Annotated in this window: 16 protein-coding genes; 1 reads left to right on the top strand and 15 read right to left on the bottom strand. The window is 74.1% G+C overall.

All coding sequences use genetic code 11. The annotated features are described in order from the left end of the window. Positions 1–401: 401 nt before the first annotated feature. The 11 genes from tyrS to argC form a co-directional block, all read right to left on the bottom strand. Entirely contained in the window at positions 402–1,667 is a 1,266-nt protein-coding gene (tyrS, locus tag FZ988_RS14090) for a tyrosine--tRNA ligase (RefSeq protein ID WP_149204674.1), read from the bottom strand. A gap of 63 nt (positions 1,668–1,730) precedes the next feature. Beyond that, positions 1,731–2,396: a DNA-3-methyladenine glycosylase gene (locus FZ988_RS14095; RefSeq protein WP_149204675.1), complete on the bottom strand. Its 666-nt coding sequence runs from the start codon at positions 2,394–2,396 to the stop codon at positions 1,731–1,733. Then, a complete protein-coding gene (locus FZ988_RS14100) occupies positions 2,389–2,970 on the bottom strand; it encodes a uridine kinase family protein (RefSeq protein ID WP_149204676.1) in 582 nt (193 codons plus the stop codon). Before FZ988_RS14100 ends, FZ988_RS14095 begins: the two co-directional genes overlap by 8 nt. 61 nt (positions 2,971–3,031) lie before the next feature. Beyond that, on the bottom strand, positions 3,032–4,507 hold the full coding sequence (gene argH, locus FZ988_RS14105) for an argininosuccinate lyase (protein ID WP_149204677.1): 1,476 nt from the start codon (positions 4,505–4,507) through the stop codon (positions 3,032–3,034). After that, positions 4,500–5,744 (bottom strand): argininosuccinate synthase, encoded by a 1,245-nt coding sequence (locus FZ988_RS14110; RefSeq protein WP_149204678.1) that lies wholly within the window; start codon positions 5,742–5,744, stop codon positions 4,500–4,502. The genes argH and FZ988_RS14110 overlap by 8 nt, the downstream gene beginning before the upstream one ends. A gap of 77 nt (positions 5,745–5,821) precedes the next feature. Further along, the gene (locus FZ988_RS14115) at positions 5,822–6,295 is read right to left on the bottom strand and encodes an arginine repressor (protein ID WP_246169533.1); all 474 of its coding nucleotides are present in this window, start codon (positions 6,293–6,295) and stop codon (positions 5,822–5,824) included. A gap of 176 nt (positions 6,296–6,471) precedes the next feature. Then, entirely contained in the window at positions 6,472–7,404 is a 933-nt protein-coding gene (argF, locus tag FZ988_RS14120) for an ornithine carbamoyltransferase (protein ID WP_149204680.1), read from the bottom strand. Beyond that, positions 7,404–8,609 carry an acetylornithine transaminase gene (locus FZ988_RS14125; protein ID WP_246169534.1) on the bottom strand — a complete coding sequence of 402 codons (1,206 nt, stop codon included), beginning with the start codon at positions 8,607–8,609 and terminating at the stop codon, positions 7,404–7,406. Before FZ988_RS14125 ends, argF begins: the two co-directional genes overlap by 1 nt. 140 nt (positions 8,610–8,749) lie before the next feature. Further along, entirely contained in the window at positions 8,750–9,748 is a 999-nt protein-coding gene (argB, locus tag FZ988_RS14130) for an acetylglutamate kinase (protein WP_149204682.1), read from the bottom strand. Next, positions 9,745–10,908, bottom strand: coding sequence for a bifunctional glutamate N-acetyltransferase/amino-acid acetyltransferase ArgJ (gene argJ / locus FZ988_RS14135; RefSeq protein WP_149204683.1), 1,164 nt, complete (start codon positions 10,906–10,908; stop codon positions 9,745–9,747). Before argJ ends, argB begins: the two co-directional genes overlap by 4 nt. Further along, positions 10,905–11,957: an N-acetyl-gamma-glutamyl-phosphate reductase gene (gene argC / locus FZ988_RS14140; protein WP_223145144.1), complete on the bottom strand. Its 1,053-nt coding sequence runs from the start codon at positions 11,955–11,957 to the stop codon at positions 10,905–10,907. The genes argJ and argC overlap by 4 nt, the downstream gene beginning before the upstream one ends. Before the next feature lie 158 nt (positions 11,958–12,115). On the opposite strand from argC, the gene FZ988_RS14145 reads away from it, so the two are divergent. Beyond that, positions 12,116–13,102 (top strand): quinone oxidoreductase family protein, encoded by a 987-nt coding sequence (locus FZ988_RS14145; RefSeq protein WP_149204685.1) that lies wholly within the window; start codon positions 12,116–12,118, stop codon positions 13,100–13,102. Positions 13,103–13,115: 13 nt separating this feature from the next. Here FZ988_RS14145 and pheT read toward each other — a convergent pair whose 3' ends face one another. The 4 genes from pheT to FZ988_RS14165 form a co-directional block, all read right to left on the bottom strand. Then, a complete protein-coding gene (gene pheT, locus FZ988_RS14150) occupies positions 13,116–15,716 on the bottom strand; it encodes a phenylalanine--tRNA ligase subunit beta (protein WP_149204686.1) in 2,601 nt (866 codons plus the stop codon). Beyond that, a complete protein-coding gene (gene pheS / locus FZ988_RS14155; protein WP_149204687.1) occupies positions 15,716–16,783 on the bottom strand; it encodes a phenylalanine--tRNA ligase subunit alpha in 1,068 nt (355 codons plus the stop codon). The genes pheT and pheS overlap by 1 nt, the downstream gene beginning before the upstream one ends. A 176-nt stretch (positions 16,784–16,959) precedes the next feature. After that, positions 16,960–17,652: an RNA 2',3'-cyclic phosphodiesterase gene (thpR, locus tag FZ988_RS14160; RefSeq protein ID WP_149204688.1), complete on the bottom strand. Its 693-nt coding sequence runs from the start codon at positions 17,650–17,652 to the stop codon at positions 16,960–16,962. A gap of 85 nt (positions 17,653–17,737) precedes the next feature. Next, complete coding sequence (locus FZ988_RS14165; protein ID WP_149204689.1) at positions 17,738–18,637, bottom strand: TrmH family RNA methyltransferase; 900 nt, start codon at positions 18,635–18,637, stop codon at positions 17,738–17,740. Between the last annotated feature and the right edge of the window lie 13 nt (positions 18,638–18,650).

The raw sequence follows: 18,650 nt of genomic DNA on the forward strand, positions 1-18,650 counted from the left end.
ACTTTTGGCACGCTGTTGAGTTCTCAAGGAACAGACGCTCATCCATCCAGGCCATCACAACCCGTCCGGAGGCAACCACTCAATGCTACCCCCTCCGCGAGGCGCTCCGTACCGCTGCTTCCAGCGGCACGTGCTGACCTCGTCGAGGAGTCCCGGCACACCCGATGAAGCGCCAGAAGCGCTCATCGTCTCTTGCCGGGGTTTCGCCCTGCGGGACCGGCCTGCGAGGTGTTCCTCGCTGTCCGTTCCTCCCGCACCGGGGCGACGTCGAGAACAGTACGCAGGCCGGGCCGAGAGCGTCAACTTGGGCCGCCGTGACGGGCGTCACCCCAGGCGCGAGCCGTCGCTCCGGGCCTGGGGCGACGCCGGCGAGAGCGTCAGGGGCGACGCCGGCGAGAGCGTCAGGGGCGCCACTCGGCGACGGCCAGCGTGCGCTTGCCCCGCCGCAGGAGCGCCCAGCGACCGTGAAGCAGCTGGCCCGGGGACACGACGGCGTCCTCCGACTCGACGCGCACGTTGTTGATCGAGATGCCGCCCTCGCCGATCGCTCGTCGGGCGGCCGACCGCCCACCGACCAGCCCCGTCGCCACGAGCAGGTCCACGAGCTCGGGAGCGTCGAGGTCGAGGGTCGTCCGGGGCAGCTCGGCGAACGCCGCCTCCAGGGTGTCGACGTCGAGCGACGCCAGGTCCCCGCGGCCGAAGAGCGCCTGGCTCGCGGCGACGACGGCGTCCGTGGCCTCGGCACCGTGCACGAGCGTCGTGACGTCCCTCGCCAGAGCTCGCTGCCCCTCCCTGGCGGCAGGCCTCGCACGCACGCTCTCCTCGAGCTCGGCGATCTCCTCGCGCGTGCGGAACGTGAAGATCTTGAGGTAGCGCACGACGTCGGCGTCGTCGGTGTTCAGCCAGAACTGGTAGAAGGCGTAGGGCGTCATCATGTCCGGGGCGAGCCAGATGGCGCCGCCCTCGGACTTGCCGAACTTCGTCCCGTCCGCCTTCGTGATCAGCGGGGTCGTCAGGGCGTGGACGCTGCCCTGGTCGGACTTGCGCACGAGCTCGACCCCCGAGAGCAGGTTGCCCCACTGGTCGTTGCCGCCCGTCTGGAGCGTGCAGCCATGACGGCGGTAGAGCTCCAGGAAGTCCATGCCCTGCAGGATCTGGTAGCTGAACTCCGTGAAGCTCAGGCCCTCGTCGCTCGCCAGCCGGCGCGCGACCGTGTCCTTGGCGAGCATCGTCCCGAGGCGGTAGTGCTTCCCGACCTCGCGCAGGAAGTCGATCGCCGTCAGGTCCCCCGTCCACTCGAGGTTGTTCACCATGCGCGCCGCGTTCTCGCCCTCGAAGTCGAGGAAGCGGGACACCTGGGTCTGCAGGCGTGTGACCCACTCGGCAACGGTGTCCTTCGTGTTGAGCACCCGTTCGCCCGACATCCGCGGGTCGCCGATGAGGCCTGTGGCGCCCCCGACCAGCGCGAGCACGCGGTGCCCGGCGAGCTGGAGGTGGCGCAGGACCACGAGCTGCACGAGGTGCCCGTGGTGCAGGCTCGGCGCCGTCGGGTCGAAACCGCAGTACAGCGTCACGGGCCCGGCGTCGAGGGCCTCCCGCAGGGCCCGCTCGTCAGTGGTCTGGGCCAGCAGCCCGCGCCACGCCAGCTCGTCGAGGATGTGCACCACATGCTCCTTCTCGTTCGGTCCGGCCCTAGTCTGCCCGCCCGCCCAGCCGGCCGGGGCCACGGCTCACCGGCGACGCCGGCTGCCAGGGGGCGGGGCCGCACGGTAGGCGGACACGTGGGTGTCGCCGGAGATCCAGAACCGCCACGGGAACCGGGTCGCGTCGCCGCCCTCGCCGCCCACCCCGACGCGAGGGCCGGTGCTCCAGGCGCCGGGCGACCGCCCAGGGGCGAGGCGGACCGGCGACGCCGGGTCGAGAAGGTCGAGCCCGTAGGACGCGAGGTCGAGGCCCAGCGCGTCGGCGAGGCGAGCCGGCCCGCGCGCGAGGTCGACGTCCGACCGGACGACACCGCGCCGCACGCGTCGGGCCAGGGCGAGGTCCCGACCCGCGACGACCTCGCCGGCACGCAGCAGCACGGCCGACGCGCGGCCAGGCACCCCCGTGACGACGTTCGCGCAGTGGTGCAGGCCCATGTGCCGGTACACGTACAGGTGACCCGCGGGACCGAACATCACCGCGTTCCGGGCCGAACGCCCCCGGAACGCGTGCGAGCCCGGGTCGGACTCCCCCGCGTAGGCCTCGACCTCCGTGACCCGGACCGTCACCTCGCCCCCACCGAGACGTGACGTCACGAGCGCACCCAGCAGCGTCGGCGCGACGCCGAGGACGTCACCCGCGAGCCACTCCCGGCGCGTGGCATCCTCGGACGGCTGCGCGGTGCGGTCACTCATCGAGGGGCAGCGATCCGTCGACGTGCACGTCCGCACGGTCCCGGGTCGCCTCCCGCTCGAAGTGCGCCGCCTCGAGCCCCCGCCACCGCAGCCACTCCTCGCGCAACGACTCGCCGTCCCGAGCCAGCCCCCGCTCGAGGCGCAGGTCGGGCGGGGCCTCCACCCACACGACGAGCGCAGCCCGCCCGTCGACGTCACGGCGTGCGCTCCCGCACCCCTCGAGCACCAGGACGTCCGGCGGCGGGACGTCGACCCACTCCGCGAACCCGGAGGCCACCCAGTCGTAGCGCTGGTAGCGCGCCGCACCACCTGAGGCCAGCGGGCGCAGCACCTGGTCCTCGACACGGCCCCAGACGCCCTCGAGCCCCGTCCAGCCCTCGTACAGGTCGTCCATCCGCACGACCGTCACGCGTGTGCCTGACCGCTCGAGATGCGCGGCAAGGGCCGAGGCGAGCGTCGTCTTGCCGGAGCCGGCCGGGCCGTCGACGCACACCAGGCGCACCGGGCCCAGTCGCGGCACGGACGACCGCACCCGCACGGCCAGCTCGCGGACGCGAGGACCGGGTGAGCTCATGGCGTCGGATTCTGGCAGGTGCAGGCCCGTCCCGCCGTCCAGGCCGGCACCGCACCCACGGTCAAGCGGTCCGACCCAGCACCCATCGCCGCAGCTCGGCAGCCGACGCCCGAGCGGCCTCGAGCTGCTCCGCGACCCGTGCGGGCGCCGTGCCGCCGACCGCGTCGCGCGACGCGAGCGATCCCTCGACGCTCAGGACCGCGCGCACGCCCGGCGTCAGGTGCGGCGAGATCCGCGCGAGGTCCTCGTCCGTCAGGTCCCAGAGCTCGATGCCCCGTTCCTCACAGGCCTGGACGCACGCGCCCGCGACCTCGTGCGCCACCCGGAAGGGCACGCCCTGACGCACGAGCCACTCGGCGACGTCCGTCGCGAGCGAGAAACCCTGCGGCGCGAGGGCCGCCATGCGCTCGAGGTCGAACGTCAGGGTCGCGACCATCCCGGCGAACGCGGGGAGCAGGACGGTCAGTGTGTCGACCTGGTCGAACACGGGCTCCTTGTCCTCCTGGAGGTCACGGTTGTACGCGAGCGGGAGGCCCTTGAGCGTCGTCAGGAGACCCGTGAGGTCGCCGACCAGCCTGCCCGCCTTGCCTCGCGCGAGCTCGGCGACGTCGGGGTTCTTCTTCTGCGGCATGATGCTCGAGCCGGTTGAGTACGCGTCGTCCAGGCGGACGAAGCCGAACTCCTTCGTCGCCCACAGCACGACCTCCTCGGCGAGCCGAGACAGGTCGATCCCCGTCATCGCGGCCACGAAGGCGAACTCCGCGACGACGTCCCGCGACGCGGTCCCGTCGATCGAGTTCTCCACGGGCCCGTCGAACCCCAGGTCACGGGCGACCGCGGCCGGGTCGAGCCCGAGCGAGGAGCCCGCGAGGGCGCCCGAGCCGTAGGGCGACCGCGCCGCTCGACGGTCCCAGTCCCGCCAGCGGTCGACGTCGCGCATCAGCGGCCAGGCGTGGGCGAGCAGGTGGTGCGCGAGCAGGACCGGCTGAGCGTGCTGCAGGTGCGTGCGCCCAGGCATCGGCGCCGAGCCGGCCGCAGCCGCCTGGTCCGTCAGGGCGTCGACGACGTCCAGGACGAGGCCCGAGACCCGGCGGGCCTCCTCACGCAGGTACAGGCGCACGAGCGTGGCGATCTGGTCGTTGCGCGACCTCCCCGCACGCAGCTTGCCGCCGACGTCCGGGCCCGCCCGCTCGATGAGCCCCCGCTCGAGCGCCGTGTGCACGTCCTCGTCCTGCGCCGACGGGACGAACGAGCCGTCCGCGACGTCGGCGTCGAGCCGCGCCAGCGCCGACGTCATCGTCTCCAGCTCGGAGTCGTCGAGGAGCCCGGCACGGTGCAGCACCCTCGCATGGGCCACGGACCCCGCGATGTCGTGCGCCGCGAGGCGCCAGTCGAAGTGCGTGCTGACCGACAGCGCCGCGAGCGCATCAGCCGGTCCACCGCGGAAGCGGCCGCCCCACAGGCTCACGCGCTCGTCGGGGGCGCCGCCGGGCACCGGCGGCTCACCGCCGACGACCGGTCCGCTCCGCTCAGTCATCAGCCACCGGGAGCTCTCCGACGCCCAGGTCGACGCCGTTGCCGAACTTCACGTCGCGCGCGGCGGCCAGGCGGGCCGTCATGCCGTAGATCTCGATGAAGCCCCGGGCCTGCGACTGGTCGTAGGCGTCACCGGTGTCGTACGTGGCGAGGTTGAAGTCGTACAGGCTCGCCTCGCTGCGCCGGCCCGTGACCGTCGCACGGCCGCCGTGGAGCACCAGGCGCACCTCGCCGCTCACGTAGCGCTGCGTGTCCGCGATGAACGTGTCGAGCGAACGCTTGAGCGGGCTGAACCACATGCCGTCGTAGACGAGCTCGGTCCACCGCTGCTCCACGCCGCGCTTGAACCGGGCCTGCTCACGCTCGACCGTGACGTTCTCGAGCTCCTGGTGGGCCGCGATGAGGGCCATCGCGCCCGGGGCCTCGTAGACCTCGCGGGACTTGATGCCGACGAGCCGGTCCTCGACGATGTCGATCCGGCCCACGCCCTGGGCGCCCGCACGACGGTTCATCTCCTGGACCGCCTGCAACGGTGTCACGCGCACGCCGTCGAGGGCGACGGGCACGCCCTGCTCGAACGTGACGACGACCTCGTCCGCGACCGGCGGGAACGTCGGGTCGTCGGTGTAGGTGTACACGTCCTTCGTCGGGGCGTTCCAGATGTCCTCGAGGAAGCCCGTCTCGACGGCCCGGCCCCACACGTTCTGGTCGATCGAGAACGGGTTGTGCTTGGTCGTCTCGATCGGCAGCGCGTGCTTGTTGGCGTACTCGATCGCCTTGTCACGGGTGAGTGCCAGGTCGCGGACCGGTGCGATGCAGCGCAGGTCCGGGGCGAGCGAGGTGATGCCCACCTCGAAACGCACCTGGTCGTTGCCCTTGCCCGTGCACCCGTGCGCCACGGTCGTCGCCCCGAACTGGCGCGCCGCCCGCACCAGGTGCTTGACGATGACCGGGCGGGAGAGGGCGGAGACGAGCGGGTACCGGTCGAGGTACAGCGCGTTCGCCTGGAGCGCGGGCATGCAGTACTCCGTCGCGAACTCCTCACGGGCGTCCGCGACGTAGGCCTCGACCGCGCCGCAGTCGAGCGCGCGACGGCGGATGACCTCGAGGTCCTCGCCGCCCTGGCCGACGTCGACGGCCACCGCGATCACCTCCGCGCCGGTCGCCTCAGCGATCCAGCCGATGCCGACGGAGGTGTCCAGGCCCCCGGAGTAGGCGAGCACGACACGTTCAGTCATCTCAGGTCTTCTTTCTCGAACGATGCGGAGCAAGGGGTGTACGAGGGCGGGAACGGTCGCGGCTGCTCCCGCGGGGTCTAGGCGCCGTCGGTGGCGAGGTCGAGGAAGCGGCGTGCGACGGCCTCGCCGCCGTCGACCTCCTTGGCGATCACGAGCACGGTGTCGTCCCCGGCGATCGTGCCGAGCACCATGGGCAGGATCGAGTGGTCGATCGCCGAGGCGAGGAACTGCGCGGCGCCCGGCGGCGTGCGCAGGACGACCAGGTTGCCCGAGGACTCCGCGGTCACCAGGAGCTCGGCGCACAGCCGCGCCAGGCGCGCGGCGAGCTGCTCCTGGGCGTCCAGGCCAGCGCTGTGCGGGGTCCGGTCGCCACCCTCGGACGGCACGGCGTACGTCAGGCTGCCGTCCGCGGCGCGGATACGCACCGCCCGGAGCTCGACGAGGTCACGGGACAACGTCGCCTGCGTCACGTTGAGCCCCTCGGCCGCGAGCGCCGCCGCGAGGTCGCCCTGGGAGCGCACCGGCTGGCGGGCGAGCAGGCGCGCGATCATCGCGTGCCGCGCCGCCTTCGTGGCGGGGACCCCGCCGGTCGTCGTGGGCACTCCCACGTCGGCCTGCGCGTCGCGCACGCCCGGAGCGGCGCCGCCCGCGCGAGCCGCGCCCTCCGCAGCATCGGCCGGCGCGCCGAGCTGGGCGTCGACAGTGCGCGAGCTCTCCCGTGCGGGGCTCATGACTGCTCCAGGAGCCATGCGAGGAGCGCCTTCTGCGCGTGCAGGCGGTTCTCAGCCTCGTCGAACACGACCGACCGGGGGCCGTCGATGACCTCGGCCGTGATCTCCTTGCCGCGGTACGCGGGCAGGCAGTGGAGCACGACGGCGTCCGGTGCCGCGTGCGCGAGCAGCCGCTCGTCGAGCCGGAAGGGCCCGAAGAGCGCCTCCGCCTCCTCCGCGCTGCGGTCGTCGCCCATGGAGACCCACGTGTCGGTCGCCACGGCACCGGCGCCGCTCACGGCAGCGGTCGCGTCGGCGGTCACCGTGACCGAGCCACCCGATGCGCGGGCGAGTCCCTCGGCACGCGCGAGCACGTCGGGGTCGGGCTGCCGCTCGGCGGGCGTGGCCACCCGCACGTGCAGTCCCGCGAGCGCCCCGCCGAGGAGGTACGAGTGGGCCATGTTGTTGCGCCCGTCCCCGAGGTACGTGAGCACCGTGCCCGGGAGCGCGTCGACGCCGCCGCGGTGCTGGGCGATCGTCAGCAGGTCCGCGAGCACCTGGCACGGGTGGAACTGGTCGGTCAGCGCGTTCACGACCGGCACTCCCACGTGCTCGGCCATCTCCTCGAGGCGGCTCTGCTCGTACGTGCGCCAGACGACGGCCGCGACCTGTCGGCCGAGCACACGGGCGGTGTCGGCGATCGACTCACGCACCCCGATCTGCGCGAGCTTGCCGTCGACGACCATGGGGTAGCCGCCGAGCTCGACGATGCCCGTCGTGAACGAGACCTGCGTGCGCAGGGTCGGCTTGTCGAAGAGGACCGCGACGGTCCGCGGCCCGGCGAGCGGGCGCAGCGCGAACCGGTCGCCCGCGATCTGCGCTGCGAGCGTCAGCACGTGCCGCTGCTCCTCGGCCGTCAGGTCGTCGTCGCGCAAGAAGTGCCGGGTCATCAGGAGGTCTCCGTCGTCTCGTCGGCGGCCGCACCCTGCGGTCCGGGCGCCGCGGGCCGCGCCGTCGCCTCGCCGCGCAGGAAGTCGACGAAGCCCGCGAGCTGGCCGGCGGTGACGACCAGCGGCGGTGCCAGGCGCAGTGCCGTCGGGGTGACCGGGTTCACGATGAAGCCCGCGTCCAGAGCGCGGGCCGCGACCTGCGCCGCGACGGGCGCGTCCAGCTCGACCGCGACCAGCAGGCCCGCGGCGCGGACCTCCCGGACCGGCGACCCGACGTCGCGCAGGGCGTCGACCAGGCGATCGCTCACGGTGCGGACGTGGTCGAGGAGCCGGTCCCGGTCGATCACCCCGAGCGTCGCGAGCGCCGCCGCGGCCGCCACCGGGTTGCCCCCGAACGTCGTCCCGTGCTGCCCGGCGCCGAGCAGCGACGCCGCCCGCTCGCCGTAGGCGACGACGGCACCGATCGGGAAGCCGCCCCCGAGGCCCTTGGCGAGCGTCATGACGTCCGGGCGCACGCCACCGCCGAGCGTCGGGTGCTGGTGCGCGAACCACGCGCCCGTACGGCCGACGCCCGTCTGCACCTCGTCGAGCACCAGCAGCGCACCGTGCTCGTCGCACAGACGCCGCGCGTGCGCGAGGTAGCCCGGGGGCAACGGACGCACGCCCGCCTCACCCTGCACGACCTCCAGGACGACCGCCGCGACGTCGTCGGCCATCGCCTCCGCGAGCGCCTGCGCGTCACCGAACGGCACGAACTCGACGCCACCGGGCAGCGGCTCGAACGGGGCCCGGTACGCCTCCTTGTGGGTCAGCGCGAGCGCGCCCATGGTCCGGCCGTGGAAGGCACCCTCGAGCGCGAGGACGCGCGGGCGTCCCGTGCGTCGGGCCATCTTGAACGCGGCCTCGTTCGCCTCCGTCCCCGAGCTCGTGAAGAACACGCGGGAGCCGGGGACGTCGCCCGCGCCGGCCAGCTCCAGGAGCCGCTCGGCGAGCACGATCTGGGTGGGGCTCGCGAAGAAGTTCGAGATGTGGCCCAGCGTCCCGAGCTGCGCGCTGATCGCTGCGGTCAGCGTCGGGTGGGCATGACCGAGCGCGTTGACCGCGATCCCGCCGAGCAGGTCCAGGTAGCGGCGGCCGTCGGCGTCCCAGACGTACGGGCCCTCACCGCGCACCAGGACGCGTCGGGGGGTGCCGAACGTGCCCATGAGCGCGTGCTCGTACCGCTGCGTCCACTCGTGAACCGAACCGGTCCACTCGGGCGAGGACGAGGACGAGGTCGCCGTCGACGCGACGGACGTGCCCTCGTGCGTCACGGCCGCGACCTCCTCGCGCGCCTGCGGCCCCGTCACCGTGCACCGCCGGCGGCCGGCGCGCCCGTGGCCGGGCCCACCACGGGCAGCGCACCCGTGCGCAGGTCGTCCGGAAGGACCATCGTGCCCACCCCTCGTTCCGTGAAGACCTCCATGAGCACCGAGTGCGCGGCGCGTCCGTCGACCACGTGGGCCTGGGGCACACCGCCGCGCACCGCCCGCAGGCATGCCTCCATCTTCGGCACCATGCCGGACTCCAGCCGGGGCAGGAGCTCCGCGAGCGCCGACGTGCGGATCTGCCGCGCGAGCGACGACCGGTCGGGCCAGTCCGTGTACAGCCCCTCGACGTCGGTCAGGATGATGAGCTTGCTCGCCCCCAGGGCGACCGCGAGCGCCGCCGCGGCCGTGTCCGCGTTGACGTTGAGCACCTGGGTCGCGTCCTCGATGTCCGGTGCGACCGTCGAGACCACCGGGATGCGGCCCGCGTCGAGCAGGTCCTGGACCGCGCGCGGGTCGACCTCGACGACGTCGCCGACATGCCCGACGTCGACCTGCCGGCCGTCGACGGTCGCGGTGCGCCGCCGCGCGCGGAGCAGCCCGCCGTCCTCACCCGAGAGCCCGACGGCGTAGGGCCCGTGGGCGTTCAGGAGGCCGACCAGCTCACGCGAGACCTGGCCGGTCAGGACCATGCGGACGACGTCCATGCTCTCGGGCGTCGTGACCCGCAGCCCGCCACGGAACTCGCTCTCGATGCCGAGGCGGGCGAGCATCGAGGAGATCTGCGGCCCACCGCCGTGCACGACGACGGGGCGCAGCCCCACCTGCCGCAGGAAGACCATGTCCTGCGCGAACGCACGCTTGAGGTCGTCGTCGATCATGGCGTTGCCGCCGTACTTGACGACGAACAGCGCGCCGTCGAAGCGCTGGAGCCAGGGCAGCGCCTCGATGAGGACCTCGGCCTTCTGGTCGGGACGCAGGTCGGTCCGGGTGTCGAAGGCGTCGTCGTCGGGGCTGGGCAGGGTCGACTCGCTCATGTGGAGTACGCGCTGTTCTCGTGGACGTAGTCGTGCGTGAGGTCGTTGGTCCAGACGGTCGCGGCCTCCGAGCCGGCGTGCAGGTCCACGTCGACCTCGACCACGCGGTGTGCCGCGAGGTCCACGGTGTCACGTGGCGCGCCCACGCCGCCGGCGCGGCACACCTGGACCCCGTTGATCGACACGTCGACCTGGTCAGCCTCGAAGGGCGCCACGTCGACGGGGACGGTGCCCACCGCCGAGAGCACCCGTCCCCAGTTGGGGTCGTTCCCGAAGACCGCTGCCTTGAAGAGGTTCGACCGCGTGACCGCACGTGCGACCGCGACGGCCGCGTCCTGCGTGGTCGCACCTCGGACCGTCACCGCGATGTCGTGCGTCGCGCCCTCGGCGTCCGCCACGAGCTGGCGCGCGAGGCTCGCACACGCCTGCGTGAGGGCCTCGGCCAGCTCCTCGGCGGCGACCGTCCGTCCGGCGGCGCCCGAGGCGAGGAGGACGACCGTGTCGTTCGTCGACATGCACCCGTCGGAGTCCACCCGGTCGAACGTCGTGCGGGTCGCGGCCCGCAGCGCCGCGTCGGCGACCCCGGCGTCGACCTCGGCGTCCGTCGTCAGGACGCACAGCATGGTCGCCAGGCCCGGAGCGAGCATGCCCGCGCCCTTGGCCATCCCGCCCACGGACCACCCGTCCCGCTGCACGTGGACCGTCTTGGGGACCGTGTCGGTGGTCATGATCGCCCTCGCCGCGTCGTCACCCGCATCGGGGGCCAGGCGAGCGGCGGCGTCGTCGACGCCGTCGAGCAGCCGGTCCATGGGCAGCCGCTCCCCGATGAGGCCCGTGGAGCACACGACGACGTCACCCGACGAGCACGCCAGCACCTCGGCGACGTGCTCCGCGGTGCGGTGCGTGTCGGCGAACCCCTCCGGGCCCGTGCACGCGTTCGCGCCGCCGGAGTTGAGCACGACCGCGCGAGCGACGCCGTCGCCCAGCGCCACCCGCGACCACTGCACCGGCGCCGCCTGGACCCGGTTGGCGGTGAAGACGCCCGCGGCGACGAGCTGCGGCCCGTCGTTCACCACGAGGGCGACGTCGGGCGCCCCCGACGACTTCAGGCCGGCCGCGACACCTGCTGCGCGGAACCCCTGCGGTCCGGTGACGCTCATGGCGCGACCCCCTCGGTCGTCAGGCCTGCGGTCTCGGGCAGGCCGAGGGCCAGGTTCATGGACTGCACGGCCGCGCCCGCCGTGCCCTTGACGAGGTTGTCGAGGGCACACACGGTCACGACCCTGCCCGCACGCTCGTCGACGGCCACCTGGACGAGGGCGGTGTTGGCCCCTGCGGTGGAGCCCGTGGTCGGCCACTGGCCCTGCGGAAGGAGCTCGACGAACGGCTCGCCCGCGTACGCCTGCTCCCAGGCCGCGCGGACCGTGCGTGCATCGGCACCGGGCGTCAGCCGGGCGGTCGTGGTGGCGAGCACGCCGCGCGCCATCGGGACGAGCACCGGCGTGAAGGAGATCCGGACGTGGTCGGCCCCCGCTGAGCGCAGGTTCTGCTCGATCTCCGGGATGTGGCGGTGCGTGCCGCCGACCGCGTACGGCGCGGCCGAGCCGAGGCCCTCGGCGGCGAGCAGGTGGGTACGCAGCGCGCGGCCCGCGCCCGAGTACCCGACGGCGAGGACTGCGACGAGGTCCTCGGCCGAGACCAGCCCGGCAGCCACGCCGGGCTGGATGCCGAGCGTCACAGCGGTGACGTTGCAGCCCGGCACCGCGACGCGCCGTACGCCGGCGAGGAGGTCACGCTGGCGGCCCCCGTCGGCGAGCATGAGCTCGGGCATGCCGTACGGCCAGGCACCCGCGTGGGCGTGGCTGTCACCGTAGAAGGCGGCCCAGTCCTGGGCCGCGACGAGGCGGTGGTCGGCCGCGCAGTCGAGGACGAGCGTGTCCGGCCCGAGCTCCGCGGCGACGGCCGCCGAGGCGCCGTGCGGGAGCGCGAGGACGACGACGTCGTGGCCCGCGAGCGTCTCGGCCGTCGTGGGTGCGATCGTCCGGTCGGCGAGCGAGCGCAGGTGCGGCTGATGGTCACCGAGCCGCTCGCCCGCGGACGAGTGGGCGGTGACGGCACCGATCTCGACGTCCGGGTGACCGGCGAGCAGGCGGAGGATCTCACCGCCGGCGTAGCCGCTGGCGCCGGAGACCGCGACCCTGATCGTCATGTGCATGAATATACACACCGATGCATGGGTTGCGCATCGCACACGCGGGGCAGAGAGCCCCTCGGTGCGCGGGGCCACCCGGGCACCCGTCCGGGAACGATCCTCGGACCGAGCAGGTCCCCTTGCGAGGCGACGCGCCGTCGGCGACGCTGCTGATCATGCGCGCCATCCAGGCCACCGCCGCCGGTGGACCCGACGTCCTGTCCGTCGTCGAGCTGCCGGACCCCAGTCCCGGGCCTGACGAGGTCGCCGTCCGGCTCACGGCCGCCGGCGTGAACTTCATCGACACCTACCGGCGGGCGGGTGTCTACCCCATGCCCTTCCCCCACGTCGTCGGCTCCGAGGGCGCCGGGACCGTCGTCGCCGTCGGCGCCGAGGTCACCGACCTCGCCGAGGGCGACCGGGTCGCGTGGGTCACGAGCCGGACCGGCTCCTACGCCGAGACTGTCCTCGTCGCCGCCGACCAGGCCGTGCCCGTGCCCGACTCCGTCGACCTCGCCGTCGCCGCAGCGCTCCTGCTCCAGGGGATCACCGCGCACTACCTCGCCTCGTCGACCTTCCCGGTCGAGCCCGGGCAGGACGTGCTCGTCCACGCAGGGGCAGGAGGCGTCGGCCTGCTGCTCACCCAGCTCGCGGTCGCGCGCGGCGCACGCGTCCTGACGACCGTGTCCACCGTCGCGAAGGCCGACCTGTCGCGGCAGGCCGGCGCGAGCCACGTGATCCGGTACGACCAGCTCGACGACCTCGCACGCGACCTCCCCGCCGAGGTGCGGCGCCTCACCGACGGCCAGGGCGTCCACACCGTCTTCGACGGCGTCGGCCGCGCGACGTTCGACGCCTCCCTCGCGTCGCTGCGCCCCCGTGGCGGTCTCGCGCTCTTCGGCGGCGCGTCCGGCCAGGTGCCGCCGTTCGACCCCCAGCGCCTCAACGCCGCAGGCTCGGTCTACCTCACGCGGCCGAGCATCGGCGCGTACACGGCGACCCGCGCCGAGCTGCTCGGCCGCGCCCACGACCTCATGTCCGCCGTCGAGGCCGGCACGCTCGAGGTGCGCATCGGCGCGCGCCACCCGCTGGCCCACGCCGCCGAGGCCCACCGTGAGCTCGAGGCGAGGGCCACCACCGGCAAGGTCGTCCTGCTCCCCTGACGTCCGGCCGGCGTCACGCGGTGGGCAGGCCCGAGTCCTGCGAGCCGCGGAGCACCGCACCGACGCGACGACCAGCCTCGGCCACGGCCGACTCCCGGACCGCCGCGGTCTCCTGCGCCGTGAGGGTGCGGTCCGCGGCGCGCAGGCGCAGCGAGAAGGCGAGCGACCGCTGCCCCGACCCGAGCTCCTCGCTCGTGTAGTCGTCGAAGAGCCGCAGCTCCTCGAGGACGTCACCCGCGGGCGAGCTCGACGCACCGACCCGGACGGCCTCGAACACCTCCGCTGCGGGCACGGTCCGGGCGACCACGAGGGCGAGGTCCTCCTTGGCGACCGGGAACGCCGAGACCGGTACGGCCTGCACCGGTGCGTCCGGGTGGGCCCCGAGCAGCACGTCGAGGTCGACCTCGAAGGCCGCGGCGCGTGCCGGCAGCCGCAGGGCGGACACGACCTTCGGGTGCAGCTCACCGGCGTGCCCGACGAGGGTCCCGTCGGCGAGCTCGATCCGAGCGGTCCTGCCCGGGTGCCACGGAGCCCGGTCCCGGTCGGCCACGACGCGCACCTCGACGCCGAGCACGCTCGCGACCCGGAGCGCGGCGCCGACGGCGTCGGTGTGGTCCGCGCGTCGACCCGGGCCCCACCACCCCGCGCGCTCACGCATCCCCGCGACGACGCCCGCCACGCGACGCGGCTGCGGCGGTACCGCGGCCTCGAGACGCGCCAGGTCCTCGTCGGAGGGGCGGCGCGCACCCGGCAGCATCGGCGCGACCAGCGGGCCGGTCGGCAGCGTCACCGCACCGACCTCGAACAGGGCGAGATCGGTCGCGCCCCGGGCGACGTTGCGGCGCGCCGTGTCCAGGAGCGTCACCAGGAGGTGGGTGCGCATCTCCGGCTGCTCGTCCGAGATCGGGTTGAGGAGCACGACCGCGCGGCGTCGCTCGTCGTCCGCGGGCAGCGCGAGCTCGTCGTGCTGGTGCGTGCCGACGAACGGGTAGCTCAACGTCTCCACGAATCCGTCGTCCGCGAGAGCGCGCGCGACCGCGCGCCGTCCGCGCTGGGCGACCGTGAGTCCCCGGCCCGCGGGAGCCGACGGCACGACCGACGGGATCGCGTCGTACCCCCGCAGCCGCGCGACCTCCTCGACGAGGTCCACGTCGACGCGCAGGTCCGGCCGCCATGTCGGGACCGTCACCTCGACCACGTCGGCACCGGAGTCGCTCGCGACCGTGCAGCCGATCTCCTCGAGCGTCGCCCGCACCTCGTCGTGCGTGTACGGGACCCCGACCAGACGCGCCGGCAGGTCGAGGGACAGGCGCACCACCGGGACGGGCTCGGTCCGGTCGACGTCCGTGAGCGAGGGGTCCGCGGTGCCGCCGCCGTGCTCGAGGAGCAGCTCCACGACGCGCCGGACGGCCACGCGCGGCAGGGCCGGGTCGACACCCCGCTCGAAGCGCTTGGCCGCCTCGCTCGGAAGCTTGTGGCGCCGAGCCGTCCGGGCGACCGACACCGGGTCGAAGTGCGCGGCCTCGACGAGCAGGTCACTCGTGCCGGACCCGACCTCGCTGTCAGCGCCACCCATGACACCGGCGAGGCCCAGGACCCTGGTGCCGTGACCCGCTGCGGGAGAGTCCGTGATCAGGAGGTCCTCGGGATGGAGCGCGCGGTCCACGCCGTCGAGGGTCGTGAGCCGGTCGGCGGGAACGGCGCGGCGCACGACGATCGGCTCGGACACGCCCGCGAGGTCGTAGGCGTGCAACGGCTGGCCGAGGTCCAGCATCACGTAGTTCGTGACGTCGACCGCGAGCGAGATCGGTCGCATCCCTGCCTGCGTCAGGCGGGTCTGCATCCAGGTGGGCGACGGACGGGACGCGTCGACCCCGCGCACCACCTGAGCGACGAACCGGTCGCAGCCCGCGCGACCACTGATCGGCGCGTCGTCGGCGATCTCGACCCTGAAGCCGCCCGTCGCCGGGGCCGTGTCGGCCGGCGTGGCGACGCCGTGGTCGGCGAACGCCGCACCCGTGGCGTGCCCGTACTCGCGGGCGACCCCGCGCATCGCGAAGCAGTACCCACGGTCGGGCGTCACGTTGATCTCGAGGACCTCGTCGCCCAGTCCCAGGAGCTCGCGCGCATCGGCCCCCGGCTCGGCGTCCAGGCCGAGCCGGGAGATCACGATGATGCCGTCGTGGTCGTCACCGAGGCCGAGCTCGCGGGCCGAGCAGATCATCCCGTCGGACACGTGCCCGTACGTCTTGCGCGACGCGATGGGGAACGGTCCGGGCAGGACGGCGCCCGGCAGCGCCACGACGACCCGGTCGCCGACGCCGAAGTTGTGCGCGCCGCACACGATGCCGCGCGGAGTCAGCGTCCCGTCGTCGGCCTGCTCGTTGTGGGCGCCGACGTCCACCCGGCACCAGTTGATCGTCTTGCCGTTCTTCTGCGGCTCCGGGGTCAGCTCGACGACCTGGCCGACGACGAGCGGACCGGACACGGCGGCCGGGTGCACCGCCTCCTCCTCGAGGCCCACACGGACGAGGTCGGCGGCGAGCTGCGCCGCCGTCGTCCCCGCGGGGAGCTCGACGTGCTCGGCGAGCCAGCTGAGCGGGATGCGCGGCATCAGATCGTCCCTTCGAACTGGAGCGAGAAGCGGACGTCGCCCTCGACCATGTCTCGCATGTCGGCGATCCCGTGCCGCAGCATGACCGTGCGCTCGATGCCCATGCCGAACGCGAACCCGCTGTAGACCTCGGGATCCACGCCGCACGCGCGCAGGACGTTGGGGTTGACCATGCCGCAGCCGCCCCACTCGATCCAGCCCGGACCGCCCTTCTTCTGCGGGAACCACAGGTCCATCTCCGCGGACGGCTCCGTGAAGGGGAAGAACGACGGGCGCAGGCGGGTCCGCGCCTCGGGGCCGAAGACGGCGCGCGCGAAGTGGTCGAGCGTGCCCTTGAGGTGGGCCATGGTCAGGCCCTTGTCGACCGCGAGACCCTCCACCTGGTGGAAGACCGGCGTGTGCGTCGCGTCCAGCTCGTCCGTCCGGAACGTCCGGCCGGGGCACACGACGTACACGGGCAGGTCCCGCTCGAGGAGCGCACGCGCCTGCACGGGTGACGTGTGGGTGCGCAGGACGAGGCCGGACCCCGACCCGTCCGGCGAGGCGGGGTCCGCGACGAAGAACGTGTCCTGCATCTGCCGGGCCGGGTGGTCGACGCCGAAGTTGAGGGCGTCGAAGTTGAACCACTCGGTCTCGAGCTCCGGGCCCTCGGCGATCTCCCAGCCCATCGCCACGAACACGTCGCCGATCTGCTCCTGGACCAGCTCGAGCGGGTGCCGGCCACCAGGCGCGACGCGGTCGACGGGGAGCGTCACGTCGACCGACTCCTCGACGAGGACCCGGGCGTCGCGTTCCTCCTCGAGGGCGCTCTGACGTGCGGCGAGGGCGCCCGAGACGCGACCGCGCGCGGCCCCGAGCGACTTGCCCGCGACGGCCTTGTCGGCGGGGGCGAGGCCACCGATGGCCCGGTTGGCGAGCGCGAGCGGGCTTCGCTCCCCCACGTGCGCGAGCCGGGCGTCCTTCAGCTCGTCGAGGTCGCGCGCGGCCGCGAACGCCGCAAGAGCCGCGTCGACGGCGGCGGAGATGCCGTCGGCATCGAGGGGGGAGAGCGTGGCTGAGTCAGACATGCGAGCCTTCCGGGCAGGTGCGGGTGGCCTCACGGCCGTTCGACGGAGCACGGCCCGCCGTGGGCTGTCGCGGAGCGTGGCGCTCGGCCCGTCCCCGTGCGCGGCTCAGCCGCGCGGCCCACCTGCGGGCCTGGTAAATCGGTGATCCCTCACCCCGGGGCTGCGCGGCATGGCGTTCATCCTGCCACAGCACCGAGATCGAACCGGGCGACGGTCCGGTGCCGCGGCGCCCCTCCCGGGCCGGCTCCGAGCTCGGACGCGACGAGCGCGAACGACTCCACGGCCCAGTCCGGCCCGCGGTACACGGCGAGCGCGTGCGCGAGCGCCGCGACGTCCGTGGCGGGACCCGTCGTGCCGGCACGGACCGACGGGAGCCGCCGCCCGCCGTCGACCCTGCCCCCGTCACGCCGCCCGCCTCCGCCAGGCCCGGGGCGCCCCCGGGCCGAGCCGCGCACCCGCGCGACGGTCAGGTGGCCACGGGACCTCTCCCGCGGGTCGCGACGGCCGAGGACGTCTCCGCCGGCGTCCGACGCGGCGTCGGACAGCTCGGCGAGCGCGGCCGTGTCCCCGCCGCACCCGATCCACAGGGTCCGCCGATCGAACACCCCAGCACCGTGCAGCCACAGCCGGAACGGCGCACGGTCCCTCGCCACGAGCGCGAGGATCTCCGCCAGGTCGTCCGCGGACCCCTCGGGCACCTCCCCGTAGAACGCCACGGTCAGGTGCCGGTCCTCGGCCGGCGTCCAGCGCACGGCCGCCGGGCCGCGGTCGTCAGCCCATGACCCGGACGCCGAGCGCGCGAGGTCGAGCGCACCCTCGAGGTGGGCCAGGACGGGCTGCGGCGGGACGATCGCGGCGAAGAGGCGCACCGGACCAGCATGACGGACGGCGCACGTCGCGGCACGGGACGGCACCGGGGTGGGCGACGCCGTCACCCACCCGAGCTGTGAAGCCTCAGCGCTGCGCGCGCGCGGACGCGTAGAGGCACACCGCGGCGGCCGTCGCGAGGTTCAACGACTCGGCACGCCCGTGGATCGGCACGCGGACGACGGCGTCCGCGCCATCGCGATCAGCCTGCGAGAGGCCCCACGCCTCGTTGCCGAACAGCCAGGCGGTCGGCGCGCACAGGTCGGGCGTCGCGCGGTCGTGCGCACGCGCGCCGCTGGAGGTGGCGGCGTCGGAGTGCTCGCCTCCGCACTGCGGCGAGGTGCGCCGCGCGTCGGCCGCCTCGTCCTGCAGGTCGTCGAGGTCGTGCGCACCGGCGGCGTCCGTCGCCAGGACGGTGAGGCCTGCGGCGCGCAACGAGCTCAGGACCTCTGACAGGGGCACGCCCGTGACGACCGGGACGTGGAAGAGGGACCCGGCCGTGGAGCGCACCACCTTGGGGCCGTGCACGTCGACGCTCTCCGACGTGACGACCACGGCCGCCGCGCCGGCGGAGTCCGCGGCGCGGATCACGGCACCCGCGTTGCCCGGGTCGCGCACGTGGGCGAGCACCGCGACGAGCTGCGGGCCGCCGGCGAGGACGTCAGCGAGCGACCTCGCGGAGCCGGCGACCACGGCGAGGACGCCCTGCGCGTCGCCGCTCATGGCCTCGAGGACCTCGGGCGATGCCGTGTGCACCCGGATCCCGGCGGCCGTCGCCTCGGCGGGGATCTCAGGATGGCGCTGCGCCGCTGCGTCCGTGACGTACAGGTCCCGCACGCTGAACCCGCTGCCGTGCGACCGCACGGCTTCACGGGCGGCCTGGGGGCCCTCGGCAAGGAACTGGCCGTGGCGTGCACGCGCCGAACGCCCGGCCAGTGCCCTGACCGCCTTCACCCGCTCAGCGCGGGGGTTGGTCAGCTCGGGCACTGCCGGGCGTCCG

The sequence above is a fragment of the Actinotalea subterranea genome (assembly GCF_008364845.1).
Taxonomy (GTDB): Bacteria; Actinomycetota; Actinomycetes; order Actinomycetales; family Cellulomonadaceae; genus Actinotalea; species Actinotalea subterranea.